Annotated in this window: 20 protein-coding genes and 1 tRNA gene; 15 read left to right on the forward strand and 6 right to left on the reverse strand. The window is 61.1% G+C overall.

The window, feature by feature from the left end; all coding sequences use genetic code 11:
* The first annotated feature begins 1 nt into the window (after nucleotide 1).
* The 8 genes from G533_RS0103780 (at nucleotide 2) to G533_RS0103815 (ending at nucleotide 8,311) form a co-directional block, all read left to right on the forward strand.
* Nucleotides 2–832 (forward strand): M23 family metallopeptidase, encoded by an 831-nt coding sequence (locus G533_RS0103780; protein ID WP_035526297.1) that lies wholly within the window; start codon nucleotides 2–4, stop codon nucleotides 830–832.
* Nucleotides 833–997: 165 nt separating this feature from the next.
* A complete protein-coding gene (locus G533_RS0103785) occupies nucleotides 998–1,183 on the forward strand; it encodes a Trm112 family protein (RefSeq protein WP_027948817.1) in 186 nt (61 codons plus the stop codon).
* 3 nt (nucleotides 1,184–1,186) lie between these two features.
* Nucleotides 1,187–1,540, forward strand: a complete 354-nt coding sequence (locus G533_RS0103790) for a histidine triad nucleotide-binding protein (RefSeq protein WP_027948818.1) — start codon at nucleotides 1,187–1,189, stop codon at nucleotides 1,538–1,540.
* A complete protein-coding gene (gene alaS, locus G533_RS0103795) occupies nucleotides 1,537–4,146 on the forward strand; it encodes an alanine--tRNA ligase (protein ID WP_027948819.1) in 2,610 nt (869 codons plus the stop codon). Before G533_RS0103790 ends, alaS begins: the two co-directional genes overlap by 4 nt.
* A 1-nt stretch (nucleotide 4,147) precedes the next feature.
* Entirely contained in the window at nucleotides 4,148–5,389 is a 1,242-nt protein-coding gene (locus G533_RS0103800) for an aspartate kinase (protein WP_027948820.1), read from the forward strand.
* 109 nt (nucleotides 5,390–5,498) lie between these two features.
* On the forward strand, nucleotides 5,499–5,699 hold the full coding sequence (gene csrA, locus G533_RS0103805) for a carbon storage regulator CsrA (RefSeq protein WP_027948821.1): 201 nt from the start codon (nucleotides 5,499–5,501) through the stop codon (nucleotides 5,697–5,699).
* A 39-nt stretch (nucleotides 5,700–5,738) separates the two neighbouring features.
* Complete coding sequence (locus G533_RS20410; RefSeq protein ID WP_051229937.1) at nucleotides 5,739–8,114, forward strand: acylase; 2,376 nt, start codon at nucleotides 5,739–5,741, stop codon at nucleotides 8,112–8,114.
* 107 nt (nucleotides 8,115–8,221) lie between these two features.
* Nucleotides 8,222–8,311: transfer RNA gene (locus G533_RS0103815), tRNA-Ser, on the forward strand.
* A gap of 615 nt (nucleotides 8,312–8,926) precedes the next feature.
* Here the strand turns inward: G533_RS0103815 and G533_RS24425 are convergent.
* Nucleotides 8,927–10,228, reverse strand: a complete 1,302-nt coding sequence (locus tag G533_RS24425) for a phytanoyl-CoA dioxygenase family protein (RefSeq protein WP_144079776.1) — start codon at nucleotides 10,226–10,228, stop codon at nucleotides 8,927–8,929.
* Between the two features lie 57 nt (nucleotides 10,229–10,285).
* On the opposite strand from G533_RS24425, the gene G533_RS23850 reads away from it, so the two are divergent.
* The 3 genes from G533_RS23850 to G533_RS20415 all read left to right on the forward strand — a co-directional run bounded on the left by G533_RS23850 (nucleotide 10,286) and on the right by G533_RS20415 (nucleotide 14,425).
* Nucleotides 10,286–11,185, forward strand: a complete 900-nt coding sequence (locus G533_RS23850) for an IclR family transcriptional regulator (protein ID WP_084638779.1) — start codon at nucleotides 10,286–10,288, stop codon at nucleotides 11,183–11,185.
* Nucleotides 11,186–11,778: 593 nt separating this feature from the next.
* Nucleotides 11,779–13,500: an N-acyl-D-amino-acid deacylase family protein gene (locus G533_RS0103830; RefSeq protein WP_035526300.1), complete on the forward strand. Its 1,722-nt coding sequence runs from the start codon at nucleotides 11,779–11,781 to the stop codon at nucleotides 13,498–13,500.
* 37 nt (nucleotides 13,501–13,537) lie between these two features.
* Nucleotides 13,538–14,425: a Coq4 family protein gene (locus G533_RS20415; protein WP_051229938.1), complete on the forward strand. Its 888-nt coding sequence runs from the start codon at nucleotides 13,538–13,540 to the stop codon at nucleotides 14,423–14,425.
* Nucleotides 14,426–14,472: 47 nt separating this feature from the next.
* Here the strand turns inward: G533_RS20415 and G533_RS0103840 are convergent, their stop codons facing one another.
* Together G533_RS0103840 and G533_RS0103845 are read right to left on the reverse strand one after the other, a co-directional pair.
* Complete coding sequence (locus G533_RS0103840) at nucleotides 14,473–15,237, reverse strand: DUF2889 domain-containing protein (protein WP_027948824.1); 765 nt, start codon at nucleotides 15,235–15,237, stop codon at nucleotides 14,473–14,475.
* 10 nt (nucleotides 15,238–15,247) lie between these two features.
* On the reverse strand, nucleotides 15,248–15,562 hold the full coding sequence (locus G533_RS0103845) for a DUF1330 domain-containing protein (RefSeq protein ID WP_027948825.1): 315 nt from the start codon (nucleotides 15,560–15,562) through the stop codon (nucleotides 15,248–15,250).
* A 191-nt stretch (nucleotides 15,563–15,753) separates the two neighbouring features.
* Between G533_RS0103845 and G533_RS0103850 the strand changes: the two genes are divergently transcribed.
* A complete protein-coding gene (locus G533_RS0103850) occupies nucleotides 15,754–16,524 on the forward strand; it encodes an SDR family NAD(P)-dependent oxidoreductase (RefSeq protein WP_027948826.1) in 771 nt (256 codons plus the stop codon).
* Nucleotides 16,525–16,548: 24 nt separating this feature from the next.
* Here G533_RS0103850 and G533_RS0103855 read toward each other — a convergent pair whose 3' ends face one another.
* Nucleotides 16,549–18,231, reverse strand: coding sequence for a diguanylate cyclase (locus G533_RS0103855; protein ID WP_027948827.1), 1,683 nt, complete (start codon nucleotides 18,229–18,231; stop codon nucleotides 16,549–16,551).
* A gap of 234 nt (nucleotides 18,232–18,465) precedes the next feature.
* Here G533_RS0103855 and G533_RS0103860 point away from each other — a divergent pair, with 234 nt between their 5' ends.
* The 3 genes from G533_RS0103860 (at nucleotide 18,466) to G533_RS20425 (ending at nucleotide 22,384) form a co-directional block, all read left to right on the forward strand.
* Nucleotides 18,466–19,893, forward strand: coding sequence for a M20/M25/M40 family metallo-hydrolase (locus G533_RS0103860; RefSeq protein ID WP_240472361.1), 1,428 nt, complete (start codon nucleotides 18,466–18,468; stop codon nucleotides 19,891–19,893).
* 150 nt (nucleotides 19,894–20,043) lie between these two features.
* On the forward strand, nucleotides 20,044–21,186 hold the full coding sequence (locus tag G533_RS20420; protein WP_084638781.1) for a serine hydrolase domain-containing protein: 1,143 nt from the start codon (nucleotides 20,044–20,046) through the stop codon (nucleotides 21,184–21,186).
* Between the two features lie 103 nt (nucleotides 21,187–21,289).
* Nucleotides 21,290–22,384 carry a CNNM domain-containing protein gene (locus tag G533_RS20425; protein WP_084638782.1) on the forward strand — a complete coding sequence of 365 codons (1,095 nt, stop codon included), beginning with the start codon at nucleotides 21,290–21,292 and terminating at the stop codon, nucleotides 22,382–22,384.
* Here G533_RS20425 and G533_RS0103875 read toward each other — a convergent pair.
* Nucleotides 22,381–23,274: a sterol desaturase family protein gene (locus tag G533_RS0103875; RefSeq protein ID WP_027948829.1), complete on the reverse strand. Its 894-nt coding sequence runs from the start codon at nucleotides 23,272–23,274 to the stop codon at nucleotides 22,381–22,383. The two genes, G533_RS20425 and G533_RS0103875, sit on opposite strands and share 4 nt — an antisense overlap.
* Nucleotides 23,267–25,273, reverse strand: coding sequence for a hypothetical protein (locus tag G533_RS0103880; protein ID WP_205622532.1), 2,007 nt, complete (start codon nucleotides 25,271–25,273; stop codon nucleotides 23,267–23,269). The genes G533_RS0103875 and G533_RS0103880 overlap by 8 nt, the downstream gene beginning before the upstream one ends.
* Nucleotides 25,274–25,285 lie beyond the last annotated feature (12 nt).

Here is a 25,285-nt window from a genome sequence, read left to right on the forward strand (position 1 = left end):
GATGAAAGCCTGCTTGTTTGCCGCCCTCATGGCCGTCGGTGCCCACTCCGCGTTTGCCGCGTGCCTGAATGTGCAGGGAAACCTGCAGCAGGGTGGCCTTATCTGGGGCCAGGCGGCGCCGGGTACGCCAGTGCTGCTCGACGGTGCCGCGCTGGACGTGCTGGATGACGGCACGTTCATCGCCGGCTTTAGTCGTGACGCCGATTCCAGCGCGGTGCTGCAGGTGGGAGATTGCCGGCAGGAACTGGCCATCGCCCCCCGGGAATACAATATTCAGCGGGTAGAGGGTGTGCCCCAGCGCACGGTAACGCCGCCGCCGGAGCAGCTGGCGCGTATCGCCCGCGAACGGGAGCTGGTGAATGCCGCCAAGGCCAGGCAGCTGCGGCGCCCGGATCTGCTGGCCGGTGTGCTGGCGGGCTTTCGCTGGCCGGTGGAGGGGCGCATTTCCGGTGTGTACGGCAGCCAGCGGGTGTACAACGGCCAGCCCGGTAGCCCGCATTACGGCGTAGACGTGGCCGTGCCCACCGGCACGATTGTGCGGGCCCCGGCGGCCGGGGTGGTGACGCTGGCAGAACCGGACCTGTTTTACTCCGGCGGAACCATTATCCTCGATCACGGTTACAGGCTCTCCTCATCCTTCCTGCACCTGAGCAAAGTACGGGTTGCGGTGGGCGACGCGATTGCCCCCGGTGACATTATCGGCGAGGTGGGTGCCACCGGCCGTGCCACCGGGCCGCACCTGGACTGGCGCATGTCCTGGCGCAGCGCCCGCATCGACCCGCAGCTGCTGGTGCCGCCCATGCGCCTGCCCGAGGCAGGCAACACTCCCTAGCTGCATGACCCTCGCCGGGCACCCCTCGCCGGGCGCCCCTGGCCGGGCGCCCCTGGCCGGCAGCGCTGTGGCGTCGGATCTGCCCCGCAGGGGGCCGGCCAACGGCATGTTATGGCTGGGAAAAATCCGTATAATGCAGGCCCTTTGCATTCCTCAGGACCTGTCATGATCGACGAGAAACTGCTGAGTATTCTGGTGTGTCCGGTAACCAAGGCCCCGCTGGAGTACGACAAGGAAAAAGACGAGCTGATCTGCAAGGCCAGTGGCCTGGCGTACCCCGTACGCGACGGTATTCCGGTTATGCTGGAAAGCGAGGCGCGACAGCTCAGCGCTGACGAGAAACTGGGGTAAGGCATGTCTGAGACGATATTCGGCAAGATTGTCAGTGGCGAGATTCCCGCGGAGTTGCTCTACGAAGACGAGCACTGCATCGCCATCAACGACATTAACCCGCAGGCGCCGGTGCATGTGCTGGTGATTCCAAAGAAGGGTATTCCCCGCCTGGTCGATGCTGCGGCAGACGACCAGGCGCTGCTGGGCCACCTGCTGCTGGCTGCGGGCAAAGTGGCAGAACAGCTGGGCGTGGCGGAGGCCTTTCGCCTGATCGTCAACAACGGTGCCGGCGCGGGCCAGACCGTATTCCACCTGCACCTGCATATTCTGGCGGGTCGCGGGTTTGCTGAAGGACAGATGGCAGGGTTCCAATGAAAACAGGCGACATACGCGAAGCATTCCTGGCCTATTTTGAGGCGCAGGACCACACGAGGGTGCCCAGCAGTTCGCTGGTGCCGGGCAACGACCCCACGCTGCTGTTCACCAATGCGGGCATGAACCAGTTCAAGGATACGTTCCTGGGCACGGAGCCGCGCTCTTATGTGCGCGCCACCAGCAGCCAGCGCTGCGTGCGAGCCGGCGGCAAGCACAACGACCTCGAAAACGTGGGCTACACCGCGCGCCACCACACCTTCTTCGAGATGCTCGGCAACTTCAGTTTTGGTGACTACTTCAAGCGTGAGGCCATCCAGTTCGCCTGGCACTTTCTCACCGAGACCCTGGGCCTGCCCGCCGAGCGGTTGTGGGTGACCGTGCATGTGTCCGACGATGAAGCCGCCGATATCTGGCTGAAGGAGATGGGCGTCAGCGCTGAGCGTTTCTCGCGCCTGGATGAAGACAACTTCTGGCAGATGGGCGACACCGGCCCCTGCGGCCCCTGTTCGGAAATCTTCTACGACCACGGCCCGCACGTGCCCGGCGGCCCCCCTGGCAGCGAAGGCGACGATCTCGACCGCTATATCGAGATCTGGAACCTGGTGTTCATGCAATTCAATCGCGATGCCAGCGGTGAACTGCACCCGCTGCCCAAGCCCTCGGTGGATACCGGCATGGGCCTGGAGCGTATCGCCGCGGTTAAGCAGGGCGTGCACAGCAACTATGAGATCGACCTGTTCCAGGCGCTGATCCGCGCGGCGGCGAAGCTGCTGGACGTGTCGGATCTTGAGCACAATTCGCTGCGCGTCATTGCCGACCACATTCGCTCCTGCGCATTCCTGATTGTTGATGGCGTGCTGCCGGGCAACGAAGGCCGCGGCTACGTGTTGCGCCGCATCATTCGCCGCGCCATCCGCCACGGCAACAAGCTGGGCGCCACCGCGCCGTTTTTCCATCAGCTTGTGGCTACGCTGGCCACAGAGATGGGCGACGCCTATCCCGAGCTGGTCAAGCTGCAGCCGCAGGTGGAAAAGGCGCTGCTGGCCGAAGAGGAGCAGTTCGCCAAGACGCTGGACAACGGCCTGCAGATTCTGCAGGACGCGTTGGCCGGCATCAGCGGTGGCGCCATCCCCGGCGACGTCGTGTTCAAACTGTATGACACCTACGGCTTCCCGGTTGACCTGACCAACGACATCGCCCGCGAGCGCGGCCTGGAATTGGATATGGCCGGTTATGAGGAAGCAATGGCGGCACAGCGCAGCCGGTCCCAGGAAGGCGGCAGTTTCAAGGTGGATTACAACGCGGTGCTCACGCTGGAAGGCAGCACCGAGTTTACCGGCTACGACAGCGTGGAAGGCGAGGGCAGGGTGACCGCGCTGCTGTGCGACGGCGCCGCCGTCGACGCCCTGCAGGCCGATCAGCAGGGGGTTGTGGTGCTCGATTGCACGCCGTTCTACGGCGAGTCCGGCGGTCAGGCCGGCGACACCGGCTATTTGCAGGCCGATGGCGTGCGGCTTGAAGTCACCGATACCACCAAGGCACAGAGTCAGCACCTGCATCATGTGACGGTGCTGCAAGGCAGCGTCAAGGTGGGTGACCGCCTGCAAGCCAGCGTTGACGCCAGCGTGCGCCAGCGCACACGCCTCAACCACTCGGCAACGCACCTCATGCACGCGGCGCTGCGCCGTGTGCTGGGCGAGCACGTCACACAGAAAGGCTCGCTGGTGGATTCCGAGCGCCTGCGCTTCGACTTCTCCCACTTCGAGGCGGTCACGCCTGCGGAACTGGCCGAAATCGCCGCCCAGGTGAACGCGCAGATTCGCGCCAACACCCCGGTTTCTACTCGACTCATGTCCATGGATGCAGCCATCGAAGCCGGCGCCATGGCGCTATTCGGCGAGAAATACGGCGACGAAGTGCGCGTGTTGAGCATGGGGGAGGCGGACTACTCGGTGGAACTCTGCGGAGGCACCCACGTTGACCGTACTGGCGATATCGGCGTGTTTCGCATTCTGTCGGAATCCGGTATTGCCTCTGGTGTGCGCCGTATCGAGGCTGTCACCGGCGCCGGTGCGCTGGAGGCCATTGCCCACACCGAGGCGCAGCTGGATGCCGTGTGTGAAGTGGTCAAAGCCGGGCGCGACGCCGTGGCAGCCCGCGTCGGCGCCCTGCGCAACGAGAACCGCGAGCTGGAAAAGGAGCTGGCACGGCTGAAACAGAAGCTCGCCACCTCCGCCGGCGGTGACCTGACGGCGCAGGCGGTCGACGTGGGCGGTATCAAGGTGCTGGCTGCCAATGTGGAGGGCGCCGATGCCAAGTCACTGCGCGACACGCTCGACCAGGTCAAGAACAAGCTGGGCAGCGCCGTGGTGCTGCTCGCGGCGGTGGATGGCGACAAAGTGGCGTTGGCTGCCGGTGTCAGCAAAGACCTGACCGACCGTGTCAGCGCCGGCAACCTGATGCGCGAATTCGCCGGGCGCCTGGGCGGCAAGGGCGGCGGTCGTCCGGACATGGCCCAGGGCGGTGGCAGCGAGGTGGCCGGCCTGCCGGCAGCACTGGGTGCGGTAGCGGACTGGGTGGCAGACGCACTGGCCCAGAACGCCTGATATGGGTTTGATTGTGCAGAAGTTCGGCGGCACGTCCGTCGGCAGCGTCGAGCGTATTGCCCAGGTAGCGGATAAAGTCGCGCGCTTTCGCAGTGACGGCCATCAGGTGGTGGTGGTGGTTTCCGCCATGAGCGGCGAAACCAACCGGCTGCTGGGCCTGGCGCACGAGCTGCAAGAGCCGCCCCTGGCGCGGGAATTGGACGTGCTGCTGGCTACCGGCGAACAGGTGACCACCGCGCTGCTGAGCATGGCGCTCAATCGGCGTGGCGTGGCCGCCAAATCCTACACCGGCAGCCAGGTGCGCATTCTTACCGATGGTGCACACACCAAGGCGCGTATTCGCGATATCGATGACAGCCGCCTGCAGGCCGACCTTGCCGCGGGCTTTGTGCTTGTGGTGGCCGGTTTCCAGGGCGTGGACGAGCAGGGCAATATCACCACCCTGGGGCGCGGCGGTTCCGACACCACGGCCGTCGCCCTGGCCGCGGCCCTGAAGGCTGACGAGTGTCAGATCTACACCGATGTGGATGGCGTGTACACCACCGACCCCCGTGTGGTTGACGATGCGCGACGGCTCGACCGCATCACCTTCGAGGAAATGCTGGAAATGGCCAGCATGGGCTCCAAGGTGTTGCAGATTCGTTCGGTGGAATTCGCCGGCAAATACAAGGTGCCACTGCGGGTGCTGCACAGCTTCAAGGAAGGCCCCGGTACCCTGATAACCCTGGAGGACGCATCCGTGATGGAAACGCCGACAATCGCCGGCATCGCCTTCAATCGCGATGAGGCCAAGCTCACCATTCTCGGCGTGCCGGATATGCCCGGAGTGGCCTATCGTATATTGGGGCCGATTGGCGACGCCAATATCGAGGTGGACGTGATTCTGCAGAACGTGGCGGAAGACAACAGCACCGACCTCACTTTCACTGTGGGCCGTGCGGACCTGCCGCGGGCGCAGGCTGTTCTGGAGCAGGTGGCGGCAGAGCTCAATGCGCGTGAGGTGCGCGTGGACAGCCGCATCGCCAAAGTGTCGATTGTCGGCGTGGGCATGCGCTCGCACGCCGGGGTCGCCAGCACCATGTTCCGTGCGCTCTCGGAAATGGGCATCAACATCCAGATGATCACGACATCCGAAATCAAGATTTCGGTGATCATCGAGGAAAAATTCATGGAACTGGCGGTGCGCGCGCTGCACACCGCCTTTGAACTCGACCAGGCACCTGCCGGCGATATTGCAAACTGATACAAACCGGTAGTTGCGTTTTCAACGTTCTCGGCTAACACTAAGTATTCAGCAGCGCATGGTTAGCGCCGCCCGCAGTGTGTTAGCGGGCGCCAGGAGGCAAGGAGTTATGCTCATACTGACCCGCCGGGTGGGTGAATCACTGATGGTTGGCGATGACATCACGATCACCGTGTTGGGCGTCAAGGGCAATCAGGTGCGCATCGGGGTAAACGCCCCGAAAGATGTCGCAGTCCACCGCGAAGAAATCTACAATCGTATCCAGGAGGGTGATGTGGAAACTGCCCCGGAGGACGATTCCCGGGACTAACCCGCACCCCGTGTTCTCGTGCACAGGAGTGCTGCCCCCATGACGCGTTATTCCCGTCCGTTAGCCGCGCTGGCATTGTGTTTTGTCGCCGGCTGCCAAAGCCCGGACCCCCAACCTGCAGGCGAAGCCAGCACCCAGCCACCCTCAGCGTCACACTACGACGTGGAAATCATCCGCAGCAGCTTCGGCGTGCCGCACATCACCGCCGGTGACTTCGCCAGCCTGGGGTACGGTGAGGGTTATGCCGCCGCGGAAGATCACATCTGCAATATCGGTCACTCATTGCTCACCGCACGCGGTGAACTGGCCCGCTACCTGGGCGCCGGGGCCGACAATGCGAACGTGGCCAGTGACGCCGTTGTCGCGGCGCTGGGTATACAGTCCCACGCCGTGGCCGCGCTCTCCCGTCAGGACAGTGACAACCGCGCCTGGCTGCGCGGTTACGCCGATGGCTACAATCGTTATCTGGCTGAACACCCGGAACAGCGCGTAGGGTCCTGGTGTGATGGTGCTGCCTGGTTGCAGCCCATTGCCGATACCGACCTCATGGCGCGTATGGTGCTGGTGGCGCAAACTGTGCCACGGATGGCGGATGCACTGATGGCCGCGCAGCCCCCGGGGAAGACACCCATGGCGGCGCACGCGGTCAGTGATCGGCGCCTGGCTCGGGCCGCGGACGCCGCGAGCTTGCAGGGCATGGGGTCCAATGCCTGGGCTTTCGGCAAGGAGCGCACGGCAAATGGTCGTGGGCTGCTGCTGGGAAACCCTCACTATCCCTGGTATGGCGATAACCGGTTCTGGGAAAAACACCTGACTATTCCCGGCCAGTTGGACGTTTACGGCGGGCATCTACTGGGTGCTCCCGGGGTCGCCATTGGTTTTAATCGCCATGTGGCCTGGAGCCATACGGTGTCCGCCAGCCAGCGGCTGGTGTTCTACAAACTGGAGCTGGTGCCCGGCAAGCCCACCGTCTATCGCTATGACGGCGAAGAGCGCGCCATGCGCGAGGTCGCGGTGTCGGTTCCGGTAGCGCAGGCGGACGGCAGCCTGCAGGCGCAAGACCATACCCTGTATTTCAGTCACTATGGCCCGTTGCTGACCCTGCCGGGTATGCCCTGGACCGCCAGCACGGCTTTCACTGTGCGCGACGCCAATGCCGACAATAGCCACCTGCTTGCGCAGTGGCGCGACATGAATCTGGCGACCAGCATGGACAGCTTCATCGACGCGCACCGGCGCTGGAACGCGATGCCGTGGGTGAACACCATCGCCGCGAGTGCAGACGGCCGCGCCGTGTACCTGGATAACTCTACGGTGGGACGACTGAGCGACGAGGCCATTGCCCTGTGGCGCCGGCAGTTGATCGACGACCCGCTAACGGCAGACGTCTATGAGAAAAAGGGTTTTGTCCTGCTCAACGGCAGTGACAGCCGCTACGAGTGGGTACAGGATGGCGCCGCGCCGCTGGCCGGCACCGAGCCCTTCGAGCGCCGGCCGCTGCTGGAGCGCGCAGACTACGTGTTCAACGCCAACGACAGCTACTGGCTAACCAATGCCAGTGCGCCCCTCACCGGGTATTCGCCCTTGTACGGGCCTGAGGCCAGCGCGCGCAGCCTGCGCACCCGCATGAACGTGCAATTGATCGAAGAGGGCGAATTCACGATCGAGCGCATACAAAGCCTGCTCTTCGAGAACGAGAGCCTGGCGGCCTTGTTACTGGTCCCGCCGCTGTTGCAGGCCTGCGAGGACACAGTCGACCTGGCCGATGCCTGCGCCGCCCTGCGCGGCTTCAACGGGCGGTTCGACCTGGATAGCAAGGGTGCAGTGCTGTTCCGGGAGTGGCTGGCAGCCTATGCCTATGAGGATGGCATGCGTCAGGGAGATCTGTTCGCGGTGCCCTTCGATGCCGCTGCTCCGCTCACCACGCCGCATACACTGGCTGACAGCGAACTGGCATTGCAAAAACTTGCACATGCCGCGGCGGTGTTGACCTCTGCGGGCTACGCCCTCGACGCGCCCCTGCGCGAGGGCCAGTTTGCCTATCGCGGCGAGCGCGGCATTCCCATCCACGGCGGCAACCGCTATGAAGGCGTGGCAAACCTGATGGTGTCGGATATACCTGAGCATCCCGTTGCCATGCTGAGCCCAACGCGGATTGACGGCAGCGAATTGCTCACCGACGCCGGCTACCCCGTGGTTCACGGCAGCAGTTTCGTACTGACCGTCGGCTACGAAGACGACGGCCCCGTGGCGGAGGCACTGCTGACCTACAGCCAGTCGGGTGACCCCGCTTCGCCGCACTTCACGGACCAGACCGAGCTCTACCGTGACAAGCAGTTTCGACCGGTGCGTTTTCAACGCAAGGATGTAGAGGCCGATGTGCAGTCGCGCATTACGCTGACCGCACCCAGATAGTGGTCGTGATAGGTCAGCAGGACTTTGAATTTACGGTCAGTGTGGTATGATGCGCGCCGTTCCTGAGGGGTGCCAACGCGCAGCAATCACCCGGGAGCGGTCTGTACGGAGAGGTGGCCGAGTGGCTGAAGGCGCGCCCCTGCTAAGGGCGTATAGGGTAAAACCTATCGAGGGTTCGAATCCCTCTCTCTCCGCCATATCCCTTTATAAATCAATAAGTTACATGCGGAATATTCAAAAACCCGCCATAAAACCCGCCATTATCGAAATGCTTGAAAATTGAGCGAATCTGCCTCGATGAAGGCTATTTCCGTCGGAGTGCTGACGGAACGCGGTCAGTGAACCTATGGAAAACCTATGGGTTTTGCCTTCCGGGGGTTGTTGTAGGCTGATCATGTTTCCGCCCTATGCTTCTTCACTCACCACCCGCTGCTCCTGTGAGAATCAAGGGATCGGCTACTCGCACGAAGAGCCGCGGTTCCTGGTTTGCGGTGTTACCCACTATGCGATTGACCGGGTACAACCTCAGGCTTTCCTTCAAGGTTTGTGGAGTGAACACTTGTGCGTTGGTCTATTGAGGAAGCAATCTCCCGCGACCATCCTCAGCCGGGCACACTCAGGTCGATCAATAGCGTGCGCAACATGTGACGAGAGTCTTGGATTTTCATATTCGAATATTCAGAACCCGGCTTCAAACCACTAAAACATATACGGATTGAAGTCGGGCCTAAGTGAACAAGTTGGCTCTAGTAGAAACTAAAAGGTGGTATTTTTTCGCAAGGTTACAAATTTATTAATAGCAACCACTTTTTCTAACCTATTAAGCCCTGCTTCACTTTATCGCGATACGTTGTTTGCTCTTCTGCAACTTGATCGAGACTTGGAATGTTTCCCGTGCCAAAGCCTGGAAGAATCTGTTCAAAGCTTTGGAACCGTCCCAGAAGTTGCAGTGTTTCCGGGGCGTAAAATGGCAGGTACAGTGTGCGCCGCTGATGAGGGCCAGTTGGGGGCGGACCCGCATGCATCAAACAGGAATAATGGATCGTCACGTCGCCAGGTGATGTATCCAAGGGAACCGCACGCGGGTGATCAGTCCCCATCAACGCGGTATTGTGGACGGAGCGACCATGAGTACCTGCAAGTGCCCACAATCGGGAACTCCGGGACCCTGCGGCATCAAGATGAATGCCAATATTGATAGAGGGACACATTATATTACAGCCCCCAAGGCCACAGTCAGCGTGCCAGCCGAGATTGCCTGCGATACTTGGCGCCAGTTTTGCGCCTGCCCCGAAGGGCTTAAGCACCGTCATAGCGCCCTGTCCTCGGTCGTGTAGCGGAACAAGATTTCTCTTCGAAAGGCCCACAATATCTTGAACTGTGGTGTCCTCTTCCATTAGTGATCTGATAAGAGGCGACCGTTCTGAAAGAAACATGAGTCGGTAAGGGAAACGCTGCTCCGTGTCCAAATTCTGTGTCCACCATGAAAATATCTCCCCTTCCCTGGATTGCGAACGAATCCGCTCTATTTCAGTCGCAATTTCCTCGCGACGATGAGCCATAGCTCCTCGGATGACTAAATATCCTGCGGTACGAAGAAAGTGGGACATTTCCTCCGGGTCATCTTCTGGAAGGAAGGTCTTTTTCAGGTCTAGGGGTGTTCCGTCCATAGACAGAAGAGGCCGTGATGGATCAAAGATCTCCCGTCCAGAATACATACACTGGATGGCAGGAGCCCAAGTGCGCCAATCGTCCATGTTTCCACGAAGAAAGTGCACGGCTTGAGAGAGTACCAACGACGATGGCGTCCGTAACTCATGAACGTAGTTTTGCCAGGCACGCTCTTGAATCTCTATCACGCACTGTGCGTCCGCATGTATCCCCGGGGTAATTTGGACTTTTCCCTCAATTGAAGCATAGCTGTAAGCACGCCCATCAGGGAGCGTAATTGAGAACGGGGGGGCACATTCTAAATCCCACGTCACTTTGTCATTGACCCCGGACTCCAGCCGGGCCGGGAGCTCTGCTTGGTGGAATTCATCGAAATCCCACGCCTTCAAACCCCATCCACTAAGATCCCCAACATTCATATCTCTTGTAACTTCACTAAACACTTGACACCTCCTCTAATGATATCCTAATATTAGGATTTCTAATCCGAGATATTGGACATGAGTGTAGCAGCATCGCCACCTACGTCAAGAGTCATTGCTGTACTTGAGGCTCTGGCGACAAACCCAGAGGGATTAAGCGGGGTAGAGATAGCGCGTCGTCTTGATCTAAGCACATCAACACTCTCTCTCATCCTGAAGACGTTGCGAGATGAGAATTATGTTGAAAGGCTTGATGATCGATCATACAGATTGGGGTTTGGAGTACTCCGCTTGCTAAACGGTGTTGCTCGTAGCTTTCCGCTTCTAGGAATTGCCAACGATGAGCTGAATCGCCTTCACGCGAAATTTGGGTTTGGTTGTACGCTGGCTCGAATTGATGCCGGTCGGCAGGAAGTGGTCTTGACAGTAGGCTCTACGCAGGGCTTCGGAATTACGCCAGGTGTAAGCGTCCCACTCCAGCCACCACATGGCACAATTGCTATGGCCTGGCGCTCTGCGGAAGATATAGATCAATGGCTAAGCAGCGCATGGTGGCATGAACCAAACCAGCAAGGTAAACGCCAGAAGAAAATTATGCTTGATATCCGTAAGATGGGCTTGGCTGTGTACGGCATACAAAACAATGCCGACGACACTATCTCTCAGCTACGCGAACTCTTGGCCTCGGTACAAACAGAAAACCCCAAAAACATTCTGCACGCGAAGCTTGAACAACTCGCAGCAATCGTGGGAACACGAATTTATACCGCTGAGGAGCTCTCCAAAAGAGAGTGCCTCGGTGTGAGCCATATCATTGCTCCTGTTTTCGGGCCAGAGGAACAACCCCGGTATCTAATTTCATTACATGTCATGCAAGACGAAGTATCGCCAGACAATCTCCATCTTTATAACGAAGAACTTCTTGTTTCAGCCAATGTGATTTCTAAGCAGATCGGTGGACGCCCGCCAACATCGTAACTCATGCCATACACCAATATCCGTTCGACGACTGCGATGAGAAGCATGGCGACTGCAGCGATACGGAAGACTAGAAGGTCTGTTTCGAGCTTAACCCACAGTGAAGCGTCAAGCACCAGAAAGAGAGATCAATGGAGGGCCGAGATGCTTACCACTAAGAAACACAGAAAGTGCAGTGTAGTTGGTAGAAGTGAACGGGGGTGAACAATCGCCTTTGATCGCTGAGGCTTTGCCGAAGGTCCACCTGCCACTTGACGGTGAGGCTGCTGCTGAAGTTCGAGCCTGAGTCTTCGGTTTTACTGCCGACGATGGTATTCCAATGGGATTGGAAACACCTTAAGCCGGCGGCAGTTAACGGCGGGTTAACACGCTTGGGTGAGGGTTTTCGTCCCACGCTACCGTGAACCGCCCGTGCTTGACCTGGATTGCGTTGGCCTCTTATCCTCCGGTAGCTTGAATAACAGTTATAACAAGTAATCGGGAGCCACGTGCAGACCGTCAGCACATGTATCGGCCTGGGCATCACGGGCTTGTCTATCTCAGCAGGCGCTGCCGGCCAACCGATGTGATGATTCATCTGTAGAGGAATACCCATGCTCAACCAAATTCTGATTCGCGGCGGAATGGTCGTCGATGGCACCGGCGCCCCGGCGTTTACAGCGGACGTACGCGTACGCGACGGCCGCATTGCCGAGGTGGCTAGTGGCCTGCAGCCCGAGGCACAGGAACAGGTGGTGGATGCCAGCGGCTGCTATGTGTCACCGGGCTTTATCGAGACTCACACCCACTTTGATGCCAACATGTGGTGGCAGCCAGATCTAGATCCCTTGCCCGGCTATGGTGTGACCACCACCATACTCGGCAACTGTGGCTTTACCGCAGCGCCGGTTTCCGATGACCCTGCAGTGCGCAGGGAGATGATCAATATCTTTTCCTTCTTTGAGGATATTCCGGTGGCGCCCTTCCTGGAGCATTTGCCCTGGGACTGGCGCAGCTGGCCGGAGTACAAGGCGTCCATGACCAGCAAGGTCAAGGTGCCCGCCAACTATGGCGCTTTTGTCGGCCACCTGGCGATCCGCCTGGCGGTGATGGGCATGGATGCCTGGGAGCGCGGCGCAACGGCCGAAGAGGTGCAGCGCATGTGTGCCCTGTTGGATGAGGCTCTGGCCGCAGGGGCCCTGGGTATGTCCTCCAACCTGCTGGACCACGACGGTCAGGACCGTCCAGTGCCAACCCTGAAGGCGGATGATGCCGAGTGGCAGGCCCTGCTGGATGTGTTGGCGAAGTACCCCGGCGCCACCCTGCAGGTGATCGTCGATACCTTCATGCGCAAAACGGCCCCGGACTCCATTGCGCGCATCGACCGCTTGATCGGCGATCGAGCGATTCGCGCTCAGGTGGCGGGCATGGCGCCGACCCTGACGTTCCAGAAAGATATCGAGGACAAGGTTGGTCCTCTTCGCGAGCGCTTCAAGCGCGAGGGGCGGGATATCCGGGCAGGCTTTGCCCACGTGCCCCCGACCAGTGTGATCAGCATCAAGAAGTCGCTGATTTTCGCTCAGTCCAATGACTATGTCTGGCACGAAGTGGTGCTGGCGGAGAGCGAGGAAGAAAAACTGAAGCTGCTGCAGGACGAGGATTGGCGCGCACGCGCGCGCGCCAGCTGGGACGAGAAAGTCTGGAAACACTCACCTTTCGCCAACCCGCAGAGCTTGCTGCTGATCAACTCGGAAAACGGCGTGGGCCCCGTGGATATTTCCCTCGCTGACTATGCGCAGCAGCTGGGTGTGCATCCCTCTGATGCCATGGCCGAATGGCTGGTAAAGAACTCCGTGCACTCCACAGTGCACATGGCACCCTTCCCGCAGGACGAGCAGATGGTGGTGCGGCTGATCAAGGATCCGTGGACGGTTCCCAACATCTCTGACGCCGGCGCCCACGGGCAGATGCTCTGTGGGGGCGGTGAAAACATTCGCCTGCTCAGCTATTACTGCCGGGAGAAGGGCTGGATCAGCGTGGAGGAGGCGGTGCACGCCCAGACCGGCAAAGTGGCAGACTTCTTCGGTCTGCAGGAGCTGGGCCGGATCGAGGTAGGTCGACGCGCAGACATCACGGTGTTTAACCTTGAGGAGGTGGACCGCCGTCCGATGAAGAAGGCCTTCGATGTGCCCGACGAAAACGGCGGCACTACCTGGCGCTTCACCCGTGACCCGGCGCCCATGCGCCTGACCATGGTCAACGGCGAGGTCACCTTCGCCGACGGCAAGTCCACGGGGGCCGCTCCCGGCGAAATGCTCAGCCCGGCCGGCGCCTGAGGCGCTGCGTTCACCCGCCATTGTGACGGAGGCACCGATGACAGACAAAAAAATACCTTACCTGATGAAGGGGGCGACGGCACCCACCTCCGCAAGCTCCATATTGATCAGCTCGTCGCGGTATCTGAATGACGCGCGGGTGCGGGAAGGCATAGCCCTGCGCATGTTGGGACGTAACGGGCGTGATCTGCCCCCGACCTACAGCCTGCCAGCGCTCTACGAGGCACTGGGTGCAGTGGAGGATTACGCAGAGGTTCAGCGACTCTTCGATGCGGAGAAAAAGGTGAATCCGCGCTTCGCGGATTGGCTGTCGGAACGCTATCTCTCCACTATGGAACGGGATGACTTCAGGCACTACCCGCCGGAGAGTGTGGGCGGTATCTACTATCGCTACTTGCACGACCGCCAGTTCGAACCCAACATCATCGAGTTGCACGAGCCGGAAAGCGACCTGGATTACTGGCAGATGCGCAGCTCCCAGATTCACGACGTATTCGAACACATCCTCGCGGCGGCACCTTTCGACATTATCAATGAAATGGTGCCCACCGCGATGAAAATCACCAGCTGCTACAGCGTTCTCAGCCCCGGGCTCGCGGGCAAGTTGACGATTATCAACAGCACGCTACTGTCGGGGCAGCTGATGCGCGCCACGCTGCATTACCCCGAATGCATGACAGCTATCATCGAGCGCATGGAGCGCGGGCTGCTGATCGGCCGCACGTCCGAGCCCTATTTCATGCTGAAATACGAGGACATCCTGCACCTGACCCCGGAGGCAGCGCGGGAGGCAATCGGCATGCGCAATGTGCTGGCGAAGGATTATCCGGAGCTGTCCAACGTGATCAGCGAGGGTGCGTACTTCGAGGAAATGGAAGAAGTGAGGGCGCGCGCGCGTCAGCGCGAAGCGCTTGAGGCCGTGTAAGGGGCGATCGCGCCGCAGGCTTGCCAGCGGCCGTGACCACCCGATTCTCACACAAACTTCAGCAACAGCTCCGGCGTTTCTGTGAAGTCTCGCACGCTGTGTGGTCGGTGTATCGCTTGCTCGACTATCTCCGCTGAGTAGCTATAGCAAACATTGCCATTCTGGTGTTTTTTAACCGGCTCATTTGCCTTTCCGAGTGCATCGGCGAAGCGCCGCGCCTGTGCCACGAAATTACCGCGCTGCAACACCAGTGCCGCTTCCAGGGCATCGCCGCTGAAACAGTCTCGCGCCCAGCTGGAAAAGCCGCGGAACAGTGTGCGCCCGGCAAGCGGTTCCGGCGCTGTCAGCGCGAGGCCGCTGGCATGCCACAAGTGCACGGCCACGCCGTTGCAGTGCACACTGAGCTCTGAAGCACCGTCGCGTTCATCGGTCACAGCGACATCGTATTGCCAGTCAACGGCGCCACGCGGGATATGGTTGATCGCGAGTATGCAAAGGTCCAGCCAGTGCGTGCAATTGCTAGCCGGGTCGGCGCGCCGGCTCAGTTGCGTGGCATCGCTGTGAACGTCAGCGCCCACCAGCCGTTGCAGGCGGGCGAGGGCGCCGGGGCAGGTCGACAGCGGCGTGCGCAACGCATCGCCGGTGATGCCTGTGATAGACAGTCCATCGTGCTCAATGCCAACGCGAAAGCCGTGGTTATTGTCTTCCAACTCGGCACATACGTGGCCTTCACCGTGCATCAGCCGGATACGGCGCCGGTACACGCCCGTGCCGTAGTGTGGGTTGGTGATAGGCAGTACTGGAATGCTCATGTCTGTCTGCCTATGCTCGCGGCGGCAGTCCGTGCAGTAGGGTGAGGAACTTAAGTTCGGTGCCTGCCCGGCGAAATTCAGACAGTGCCTGGTAATCGGGGTCTGCGTACCAGGCCCGTGCCGCCGCCTCGCTGGGGAACTGGAACAGCACCACGCGCCCCTCGCGTGGTTCAGGGCCCTCCAGGGTGTCCGGATTGTCATCGTAGGTGATGAAACTGCCGCCGTGGCGCTTGAGAATCGGGAAGAAGCCTTTTTCGTATTGGCGGTATTCAGCGGCGTCGTGAACGATAAAGTTGGCCACGATGTAGGCGGGTGCATCTGCCACGGTGATGTCCTCAATCAGGTTGCAGAGCACACAGTACAGGTTTCGGGTTTTAGCTGCGAGAAGCAGGGGGCGGCAGTATCATCAGGCAGGCTCATACATTTGAACTGGCGCACGCTTTCTGCCCGAGTCGACTAGGTTAGTGTGGCCCAGTGCTCTAGATTGCCCGTGACTATGAAGAGGAGGCTGTGTAAATGAGCAAGTCTGCAAACCCTGGCAGTGGCGTGATTATCACTGGCGGCGCGTCCGGTATTGGTCTGGCGAGCGCAGAGGCGCTGGCGGAAGTCGGTCGTCCTGTGGCTATATGGGATATCAACGCCGAGCGCAGCGTGGCGGTGGCTGCGGACCTCGCTGACCGGTTTGGCGTTGCCACCGTGGGTGTGGGCGTCGACCTCAGCGCGATGGCCAATATCGCACCCGCCCTGGAGCAAACACGGGCAGCGTTGCCCAGTATCGGCGGCCTGGTGCACGCGGCCGGTATTTCGCTCGCGGTGCCGGTTGAGGAAATGACGGAAGCGCAGTGGGATGCGGTGCTCAATGTTAACCTGAAGGCGCTGCCATTTATGGTGCAGCAGTTGCGCAGCCTCCTTGCCGCTCAGCCTGGTTCGGCCATCGTTGCCATCGCCTCCATCAACGCCACGTTGGGTAATCAGATGAACCCGGCCTACACGGCCTCCAAGGGTGGCACGCTGGCGCTGGTGCGCTCGCTCGCGGATGATCTGGCACGCGATAATATTCGCATCAATTCCGTGACGCCGGGTTATATCCTCACACCCATGATGCAGCCCGTGGTGGAGCATCTTGATCCCGGGCATTTCGAACGCCCGGTGATGTTGGGCAGGATGGGGGCACCGCGCGAGGTGGCGGCGGCAGTGCGCTTTCTGTTGTCAGACGATGCCAGCTACATTACCGCTGCCGAGCTGGTAGTAGACGGCGGCACCATCGCCTCGCAGCGCACACGCTAGCGGAATCCTGGCTCTAGCGGCGCGTCAGGCGATGTGCCCGGCTGCAACCACGCGGTTGCGCCCCTCGTGCTTTGCCTGATACATCAGGCTGTCCGCACGCACCAGCGTATCCCAAATGCTGCTGTCGTTGTCTCGTACGGGTGCAACACCAATGCTGATAGTGAAACGCTGACCGGCGACGTGCAACGCACCGACGGCCTGCCGCAGGCGTTCGGCCAATACCGTGGCGGAGCGCAGGTCGGTTTGCACGCAAAGGATGGCGAACTCCTCGCCACCCAGGCGTGCAACCAGGTCCAGTTCGCGGGATACCCGCGTGAGGCAATCCCCAAGCGCTTTGAGCATCTGGTCGCCCACACCGTGGCCATGGGTGTCGTTAACCACCTTGAAATGGTCAATATCCAGCACCAGCAGCGTGAGAGGAACGCTGAACCGCTCGCGGCGTTCGAATTCGTCAGCGGCGCGCGCATCCAGACCGCGTCTGTTCAGCAGGCCGGTGAGAGGGTCCACGAATACGAGTTCTCTCTCCTGTGAAAAGCGGCGTAGCACGGCGTAGCTGAAAAAGCCGAGAGTCATGAGCAGGCCGATGGCCGGCAGGTGTAGCAACCAGTCCGCATTGGGCAGGAGGCCGTTGACGCGCAGGGTGTTCAATACAGCGGCGGTAGGCGCCAGCACCCAGCCGAGGGTGAAAACGCCCGCTTGTTTGACTTTGCGACGCCAGAGATACAGGGCCAACCCCGTGGTTAGCAGGGGTCCTATAAAGATCACCACCAGGCTGAGCAGCATGGCCAGTAGCGGCGGCAGGTCGTGCAGCAAGGCTAGGCCCAGGGAGAGCCATTGCAGACCAGCAACCAGCTTGTCCGCGGTGGGGGCCTTGTGCGCGAGGTCAAGAAAGGAGCGGTAGAAGCGTGTGCCCAGGTGCATCAATAGCGCCAGGCTCAGCATGTGCAGCTGATTGGTGTAGGGCGTCAACGCATCGGGCAGTGCGTACTGCACATAACCCATGAGAAAGCTGACGTAGGTTGCGTAGAGGGCCAGGTAGGTGCCGAGGATAATGGCCAATCGACTGCGCACCATGAAGGCACTCAGAACCAGATAGAACGCAGAGATCAGGACCGCACCAAACAGGGCACCATAGATCAACGCAAGTGTTTGCTCCGCGCGATTGTAGGAGTTGGGCGCATAGACGGACATTTCGAAATTCAGGTTGGACTGTGTTTCCACGAACAGAAAAATGGGCGTGGTGGACTGCGCGGGCAGTTGTAACAGGAAGGACGGGGTGCGGGGGCGCTCGTTGCCCATTGTTGTCTGCAGGTCACCGCTGCGTCGTTCATGCCAGCTGCCGTCGGGGCGGGGGTTTCGAATCACCACCAGGTCGGTGGGAGCGTAGTGGTGGCTAAGCACCACCGCGGTGGGTTGATCCATCGTATTCTTGAGCTGCAGCCGGGCCCAGGCTCCCTGTCTTTGCAGGCCCAGGTTGAGATCAGTTGCCGGGCTGAATTCCCCCGCAGTCCAGCGAGCGACAACATCTTCAGGCGTCTGGTTCACGCTTTGGTCGAGAAGCAGTTCCAGGTTCTCGGGCCGCACGCCTATGACAGTTCCTGCGTGGATGTCGAGCGCGACCGCCTGGCTGCCGAACGCGCCGTGACAGGCGGTGACAGCCGTCAACCAGAATAGTAACCACCGCAGTGGTGACAGTTTGCGTGTCATTGCGGCACCAGGGTATGGCCCATGTTGTACCCCCGTAGGCCGGGGCATGAGCGCGTTCATCTTTTAGGAAGCGTAGCACAAGCTGCATTATTGGCTCGGTTAATTCGCCTTTGCTGTGCGGTGGCTGCGGTGGGCCGCGCGCGGGCAAGCGGGCACAAACGCTCGCCGGAGGATGCGACGTGCGATGAATTCGGCGATAATGGGCGAGTTTTTCGCATATTCAGGCCTGATCTGATGGATTTTCTCTCCGTACTGCGGCGTGGTTGCGCCTTTGCCATGTTGTTACTGACATTCACCGTGCCCTCGGCGCAGGGTGAGGAGCCCGCGATGGAAGCGGTCGGTCTCACCCCTGGGAGCGTCGAGCACGCGCGCACCCTGCGTGACCGGGCGCTGGACGGCACCATGGCCTGGGATATTGTGGAGGCGCTCACCACGGAAGTAGGCCCACGCCTGGCTGGCAGCGCCAGCGAGGCCCGCGCTCGTGAATGGGCGGTGCAACGTCTGCAGCGCATGGGGTTTGCCAATGTACGCATCGAGCCCTTTGAAATCCCGGGCTGGACGCGCGGTGCAGAACGCGCCGAACTGCTGGCGCCGTTCCCCCAGCCGCTGGCGATTACCTCACTTGGCGGTTCGGTAGCCACGCCGGAAGCGGGCATAGCGGCAGAACTGGTCGCCTTCGAGAGCCTGCAGGCGTTGCGCGCGGCCGCCCCCGGCAGCCTGAGCGGCAAAATTGCCTACGTCAGCCACGCCATGCAGCGCAGCCAGGACGGCTCATCCTACGGGTTCTACGGCGAGTTGCGCCGCGTGGGAGCCAGTGTCGCGGCGGAGAAAGGCGCGCTGGCGATTGTCATTCGTTCCATCGGCACGGATGATCACCGCTTCCCCCACACCGGCCAGATGCGCTATGCGGAAGGTGTGCCGAAAATCCCCGCAGCCGCGCTGTCCAACCCGGATGCAGACCAGATTGAGCGCATACTGGGTCGCGGCCTGCCGCTGCGATTGCATCTGCTGCTGCGCCCGCAAAGCGCGCCCAGTGCCCCAAGTGGCAACGTGATCGCTGAGATTGTGGGGCGTGAGCGGCCAGAGGAGGTCGTCATTATCGGCGGTCATCTGGACAGCTGGGACCTCGGCACCGGTGCGATTGATGACGGCGCTGGCGTGGCGATTACCACCGCAGCGGCCAAGATGATTCTGGACTCAGGCAAGCAGCCGCGGCGAACCATCCGCCTGGTGCTCTGGGGTGCCGAAGAAGTCGGCTTGCTCGGCGGTTATGAATACCTGAACGCGCACCGTGAGCAGCTCGGCCAGCACGTGATTGGCACCGAGAGTGATTTCGGCGCGGAGCGCATCTGGAAGATGACCGCACAGGTGTCCCCTGCCGGTCAGACCGTGGTGGATGTCATGGCCGAACTGCTGGCACCGCTGGGTATTGCCCCCGGCGACATGAACACCTCCGGCTCGGGGCCAGACCTTGTCCCCATGGTGGCCGCCGGCCTGCCATCGCTGCGCCTGGTGCAGAACGGCATGGATTATTTCGATCTGCACCATACGCACGATGACACCCTGGACAAGATCGACCCTGAGGCGCTGGACCAGAATGTAGCGGCCTATGTAGTGTTTGCCTGGCTGGCGGCTGACAGCACGGCCCACTTCAGGCGTTGATCCGCACCGGCGACAGGAGGGTTTACAAGTCTCTGTTTCTGGTGCTCAATGGACGACTACGAGACCCTGCGCAAGAAAATCGTGAAGCGCAAGCAGTAAACCACGCTGCGCTATTATCTGGACGAATAATAACAACGGACTTCTCGCACTATGCATGAGCTTAAATTCCGGTGGTTATCGCTGCCGCTTTTCGCACTTTCGCTGGCCGGCTGCAGTGATGGCGTCGATACACCACCAGCACCCCCCGAGGTACTGCCGGCCTACGACTTCACTGCCGTGGACCAGCGCTTCCAGCAATTCCTCGATGACAGCACCATATTCGACGGCATCTCCGTCACGCTGGTAGACCAGCGGCAGGGCACCGTGCACGAGGCCGCCTTTGGTGACCACAGTCTGGAGACGATCGTCATGCTGGCATCCACCAGCAAGGTGCCGGTGGTGATGCTGCTGATGGCGTTGAACGACGACCCGGATGCCGGTTTTTCAGTGGACGAGCCCATCGGCGGCTATCTGCCCTGGGAGGGTGTGTACGGAGACCGCACGGTCACGCAGCTTGTGAGCAATACCTCGGGTATTCCCGGGCTGGGTAGCTTGAACGTATACGGCGCCCACCTGTGCCAATATGCCCCCGGCGGCACGCTGGAGGCCTGCGCGCGTACAATCTACAGCACCGAGCTGGAAGGCACGGTGCCCCCCGCCAGCAAATTTGACTACGGCGGCTCCCAGTGGCAGCTGGCAGGTTCGGTTGCAGAGCAGGTCAGCAACAGTACCTGGCGTCAGGCGTTTGATGCCTATATCGCAGAGCCCTGTGAGCTTGAGGTGTTTCAGTTCGGCAATATGTGGTCCAACCTTGAGGGCTGGAGCGGAAGCCCCGACAGCCTGCAGGGGCTGGATAACCCCAACATCGAAGGCGGCGCCATTTCCAGCCTGCAGGATTACGCCAAGCTGTTGCTCATGCACCTCAACGGTGGCCTCTGCGGTGACAACCGGGTGATGTCGGAAGACTCGGTAGCGTTCATGCAGGTCGACCGTGGCGGTGAGTTCGGCGTGCCTTACGGTATGGGCTGGTGGATTGTGACGCCCGACACAGCCGGGGAAGCGCCCACAGTATTCTACGACCCGGGTGCCTTTGGCGCCGTGTCCTGGATTGATACCGAGCGCATGATTGGCGGCTATGTGGCCATCGATGATTACACCCGCCGCGATTCCGGTGCGCCGGTGAACCTGGTGCTCGAGGAAATCATCCCGTTGGTGGCACAGGCGGTCGATGAGGCGCGCGCCGCTGTCGAATAACTGAGGCCAACGCGCCCGGTGTGTTGCGCTGGACGCCCTGTGGTTAAATGCGTACAGTCCAGCCTGTCCCGATCAAACCGCTGCTGGAATCTTTAGCTAATTCATGAGCCTTCTCCTCGCGTTTGCTGTCCTTTCCATCGCTGTCTCCTTTGTGTGTTCGATACTGGAAGCGGCACTGTTATCCATCACCCCCAGCTACATTGCCCAGCAGAAACAGGAGCACCCGAAACGCTGGGAAAAGCTGAAGGTGCTGAAGGACCATATCGACCAGCCCCTGGCGGCCATTCTCACCCTGAACACGGTGGCTCACACGGTGGGTGCCACCGGTGTCGGTGCGCAAGTCGTGAAGATCTACGGCGACGGTTTCCTTGGCATTGCATCCGCCATCATGACGCTGCTTATCCTGGTGTTCTCCGAGATCATGCCGAAAACAATCGGCGCGCGTTACTGGGTGCTTATGGCGCCGGCGCTGCCGTCCATACTCAACGGCCTGATTTTTATCCTGAAGCCGGCGATCTGGATGTCCGACCAGATCATGAAGCTGTTTGGCGGCAAACCGCCGGAGCATGACATCCGCCTGGAGATCAAGGCGCTTTCGTTGCTCGGCCGTGAGCTGGACAAGATCGACGAGGACGAGCAGCGGGTGATCTCCAACGTGCTGGACCTGCACGAGATCAACGTGCGCCAGATCATGACGCCCCGCGTGGTGTGCCAGACCCTGGCGCCGGACCAGACTGTGGCCGAGTTCATCGAGCAGATTCAGGAACACCAGTTCTCGCGTTACCCGGTGCTGGATGCGGACGAAGCGCCGCTGGGTATCCTGTTTCGCCACGACGTGATTCGTGCGGACGAAGGGCAACGGGTGGCCAACCTGATGAAGCCCGCTACCATTGTCACCGACCGCGCCAACGTGGAATCGGTTATGACGCGCTTTATTCGCGAACGCCAGCACATGTTCCTGGTGTATGACGAGTACGGCAGCTGGCTGGGTGTGGTGACCATGGAGGATGTGATCGAGGCGCTGATTGGCCAGCCGATCATGGACGAGAGCGACGATATTCCCAACCTGCGCCGTCATGCAAAACGGCGCTGGAAGAAGCGCCTGCAGAACCTCACCGTGGAATCCGAAGCGGAGCTGCTCGGCGTTACCAGGCGCGAGGATGAAGACGACATCCCGGCGCCCAATCGCCCGCGCTAGTGCATGCCCGCCTGCGCGCGCAGCACTGAGGCGCGCTTGTCGGGCCCATCCGCCGACCAGCCCGGCGCCAGAAAGAGTATGCGCAGGCGGTCGCCCCAATTGTTCGCGCGCCGCAGGTCACGCCAGATGGCGCGATATTCGTGGCTGAGCACGGTCCACGGGTTATCTGAATCGATGTTGGTGGTAAGCCCGTAGACCACAGGCTCGTCGTCGCGCTCGTCGGCAAAGGTGCCGAACAGTCGGTCCCAGATAATCAGCACACCACCGTGGTTGCGGTCCAGATAGCGCACGTTGGAACCGTGGTGTACGCGGTGGTGGGAGGGCGTGTTGAACACTGCCTCAATCCATGGGTGCAGTTTGCCCACGGCACGGGTGTGTATCCAGAACTGGTAAAACAGGTTCAGGCTGATGACGGTGACGATCATCGCCGGGTCGAAGCCCAGCAGCGGCAGCCACATCCAGAACAGGAACTTGTGCACGCGCTCACCCACACCCTGGCGCAGCGCAGTGCCGAAGTTCAGGTATTGCGATGAGTGGTGGTTGACGTGCCCCGCCCATAGCAGACGCACCTCGTGGTTCGCGCGGTGGAACCAGTAATAGCTGAAGTCATCCAGCACAAACAGCAACAGCCACGCCCACCACTGGCGGCCAATTACATCACGTAGCGGGCTGACCTCATGCAGGTAGACAAACGCGGCGAGCGCGAGCAAGCGGGGCAGGAGTTCCACGATCGCGGACGCCGCGAGCATGGAAAAAGACGCCAGCGTGTCGCCCAGCCGGTAGCGACCCGATTGATGGCGGTGGGCGTGCCACGCTTCCACTAGCACGGCTGCCAGGTAGAGGGGCAGGGCGAACAGGCTCAGGTCGTCCTGCAGAAAGTCCTCAAGCATGCGGGCTTACGCTCGCCTGCAGCGCAGTCGGGGGGATGCGGTCCGCGCCCCAGCTGCGGTGCACCAGTGCGGTCACGCGGTCCAGCTCTTCCTGCGCCACGTCGGCCAGCGCGCCCGGCTCCAGCGGGTCGTAATGAAATATGTACAGGCGTGAGAGGAATTCCTCAAAGGGCAGGGACGATTCGCCAAACCGCTCGCCGTTGCCTGATGTGCTCACTTTCACGCCATCGCCCCAGTCCTGGCCGCTGTCGTTGTTCGGGTTGTAGAAATACACGCGCATGGTGTTACCCGGGTCGATGTTTACCCGCAGCAGTGTGATGGCGTGCCAGCCAACAAAGCGCGCGGCGCTGTCGGTGACGGCGATGCCAGCGGGCTGCGGATGGATCACTGGCAAGCCGCCATTATAGTAGGGATGGTAGCTGGCGTAGAAGTGGCGCAGGAAGGCATCCAGGTCCGCCAGTTGACCGCTGGCGACATCCACGTTGATGCGAAAGCCCCGGCCGGACCACCAGCCGTGAAACTCGGGGTTGACCCAGCGGTGCGGGTCCCCTTCGCGGCCGATGCAGCGGCGCCCCATTTCCGCGTAGATGCGGTCCAGGTGCGGCACTACCAGCAGCGATACCGGGTCCAGATCCAGGGGCAGGGTGGCCGCAAGCCCGCCCTCGCTGGCACAGGAGGAAATCGGCTGCCCTTCGAAATGCATGATGATTTCGTTGTCCCGCGCGGCCCAGGCGACCATTTGCAACAGGTAGTCCGGGTCGCTGTATGCCCACATGGACAGGGCGCGCGCCGACTGGCAAGTGGGGTTGTTGCCCTGGCCCACGCCCAGTGGCTGCCCGAGCATGCACAGTACGCCCTCCATGAGTCGGGCGTGGGGCGATACACCGTTGCCGAACGCCAGTGTCAGACGTTCGCGGGAGGCCGCCGAGAGCTGCAACCCCAGCTGGCGCAGCAGGGCGGGTGCGGCGGCGGGCTGATAAAGAATGCCGCGTTCCAGCATGAGGGCAAGACCGTACACCGCTTGTGCGGTATCGGGCTGCACACAGCCGTGAATCAGCGCATGCACCAGGTCGCGGTAACAGAGCAGGCAATCGCGGCCCGTGGCGGAAAGCCCCAGCGCCTCTGCCAGCAGGTGGTCGTTCTGTTCCAGCAGGAAGCGCAGCAAAACGGCGTGGTAGGGCGATACCAGCCCGGTGTCATGCATCGCGCGCGCGCAACCGGTAGCCTCACTCTGCAGGCCGCTCGGGTCCATGCTGTGCAGGCGCTCAAGATAGACCGCCACACCGGGGTCTTCGGCGCAACCGCGGGTGGGGCTGAACAGTGCGCTCACCAGGCGGTTGGCACCCTGCCCACTGCTGCCGAGGTCGATATCCGGGTTCGCCTGGCAGCTGGCGATCTGGGTGATCATGTGCTTGACGCTGTCCACCTGAATGGGCCGCTGCTGCAGCATGCGCCAGATCTCGTCGATCAGCTGGTCGATCACATGCTCGTAGCCGATGCGCTCAGTGAGGTAGTTGAAAAGATTGCGCGGCAGCAGCGCCAGCTTGCCCTGGCTGGCCCGTTCCGCCTCGGTGGGCGCACCAAACAGCAGGTGCAGGTTGATGGCAATCACCTGGGTGAGGTAGTGGTGTGCCTGCTCCGCGGGTAGCTGGGGGTGGCGGTACTCGCCCAGGGCCACGCTCAGCAAGCGCAATTCCGATAGCGCCTCGATGACCACCGTGTGGGCATCGGCACTGCCCAGTGAATGTGGCGTGAGGGCGGGTACCAGAATCTGCGGCGTGGCCCAATCGGACCCCGCAAACACCCCGGCTTCCTCGATCGTGCGCGCACGTGCGGCCACGGCGGCACAGCCACCCGGCAGCAACATCACCCGGCGCGCCGTATCCAGCACCCGCGGCAGTTTGCCGGGCTTGGCGAAGTCCCTCGCCGCCGCCAGCAAGGCGGTGGCCTCGTCCAGCATGGCCAGCAGGCCGCTCAGTTTGTCGCTCTCTGCCGTCACCGCCAGCGTTGC

The organism is Haliea salexigens DSM 19537, from assembly GCF_000423125.1.
In the GTDB taxonomy this organism is placed as follows: Bacteria; Pseudomonadota; Gammaproteobacteria; order Pseudomonadales; family Halieaceae; genus Haliea; species Haliea salexigens.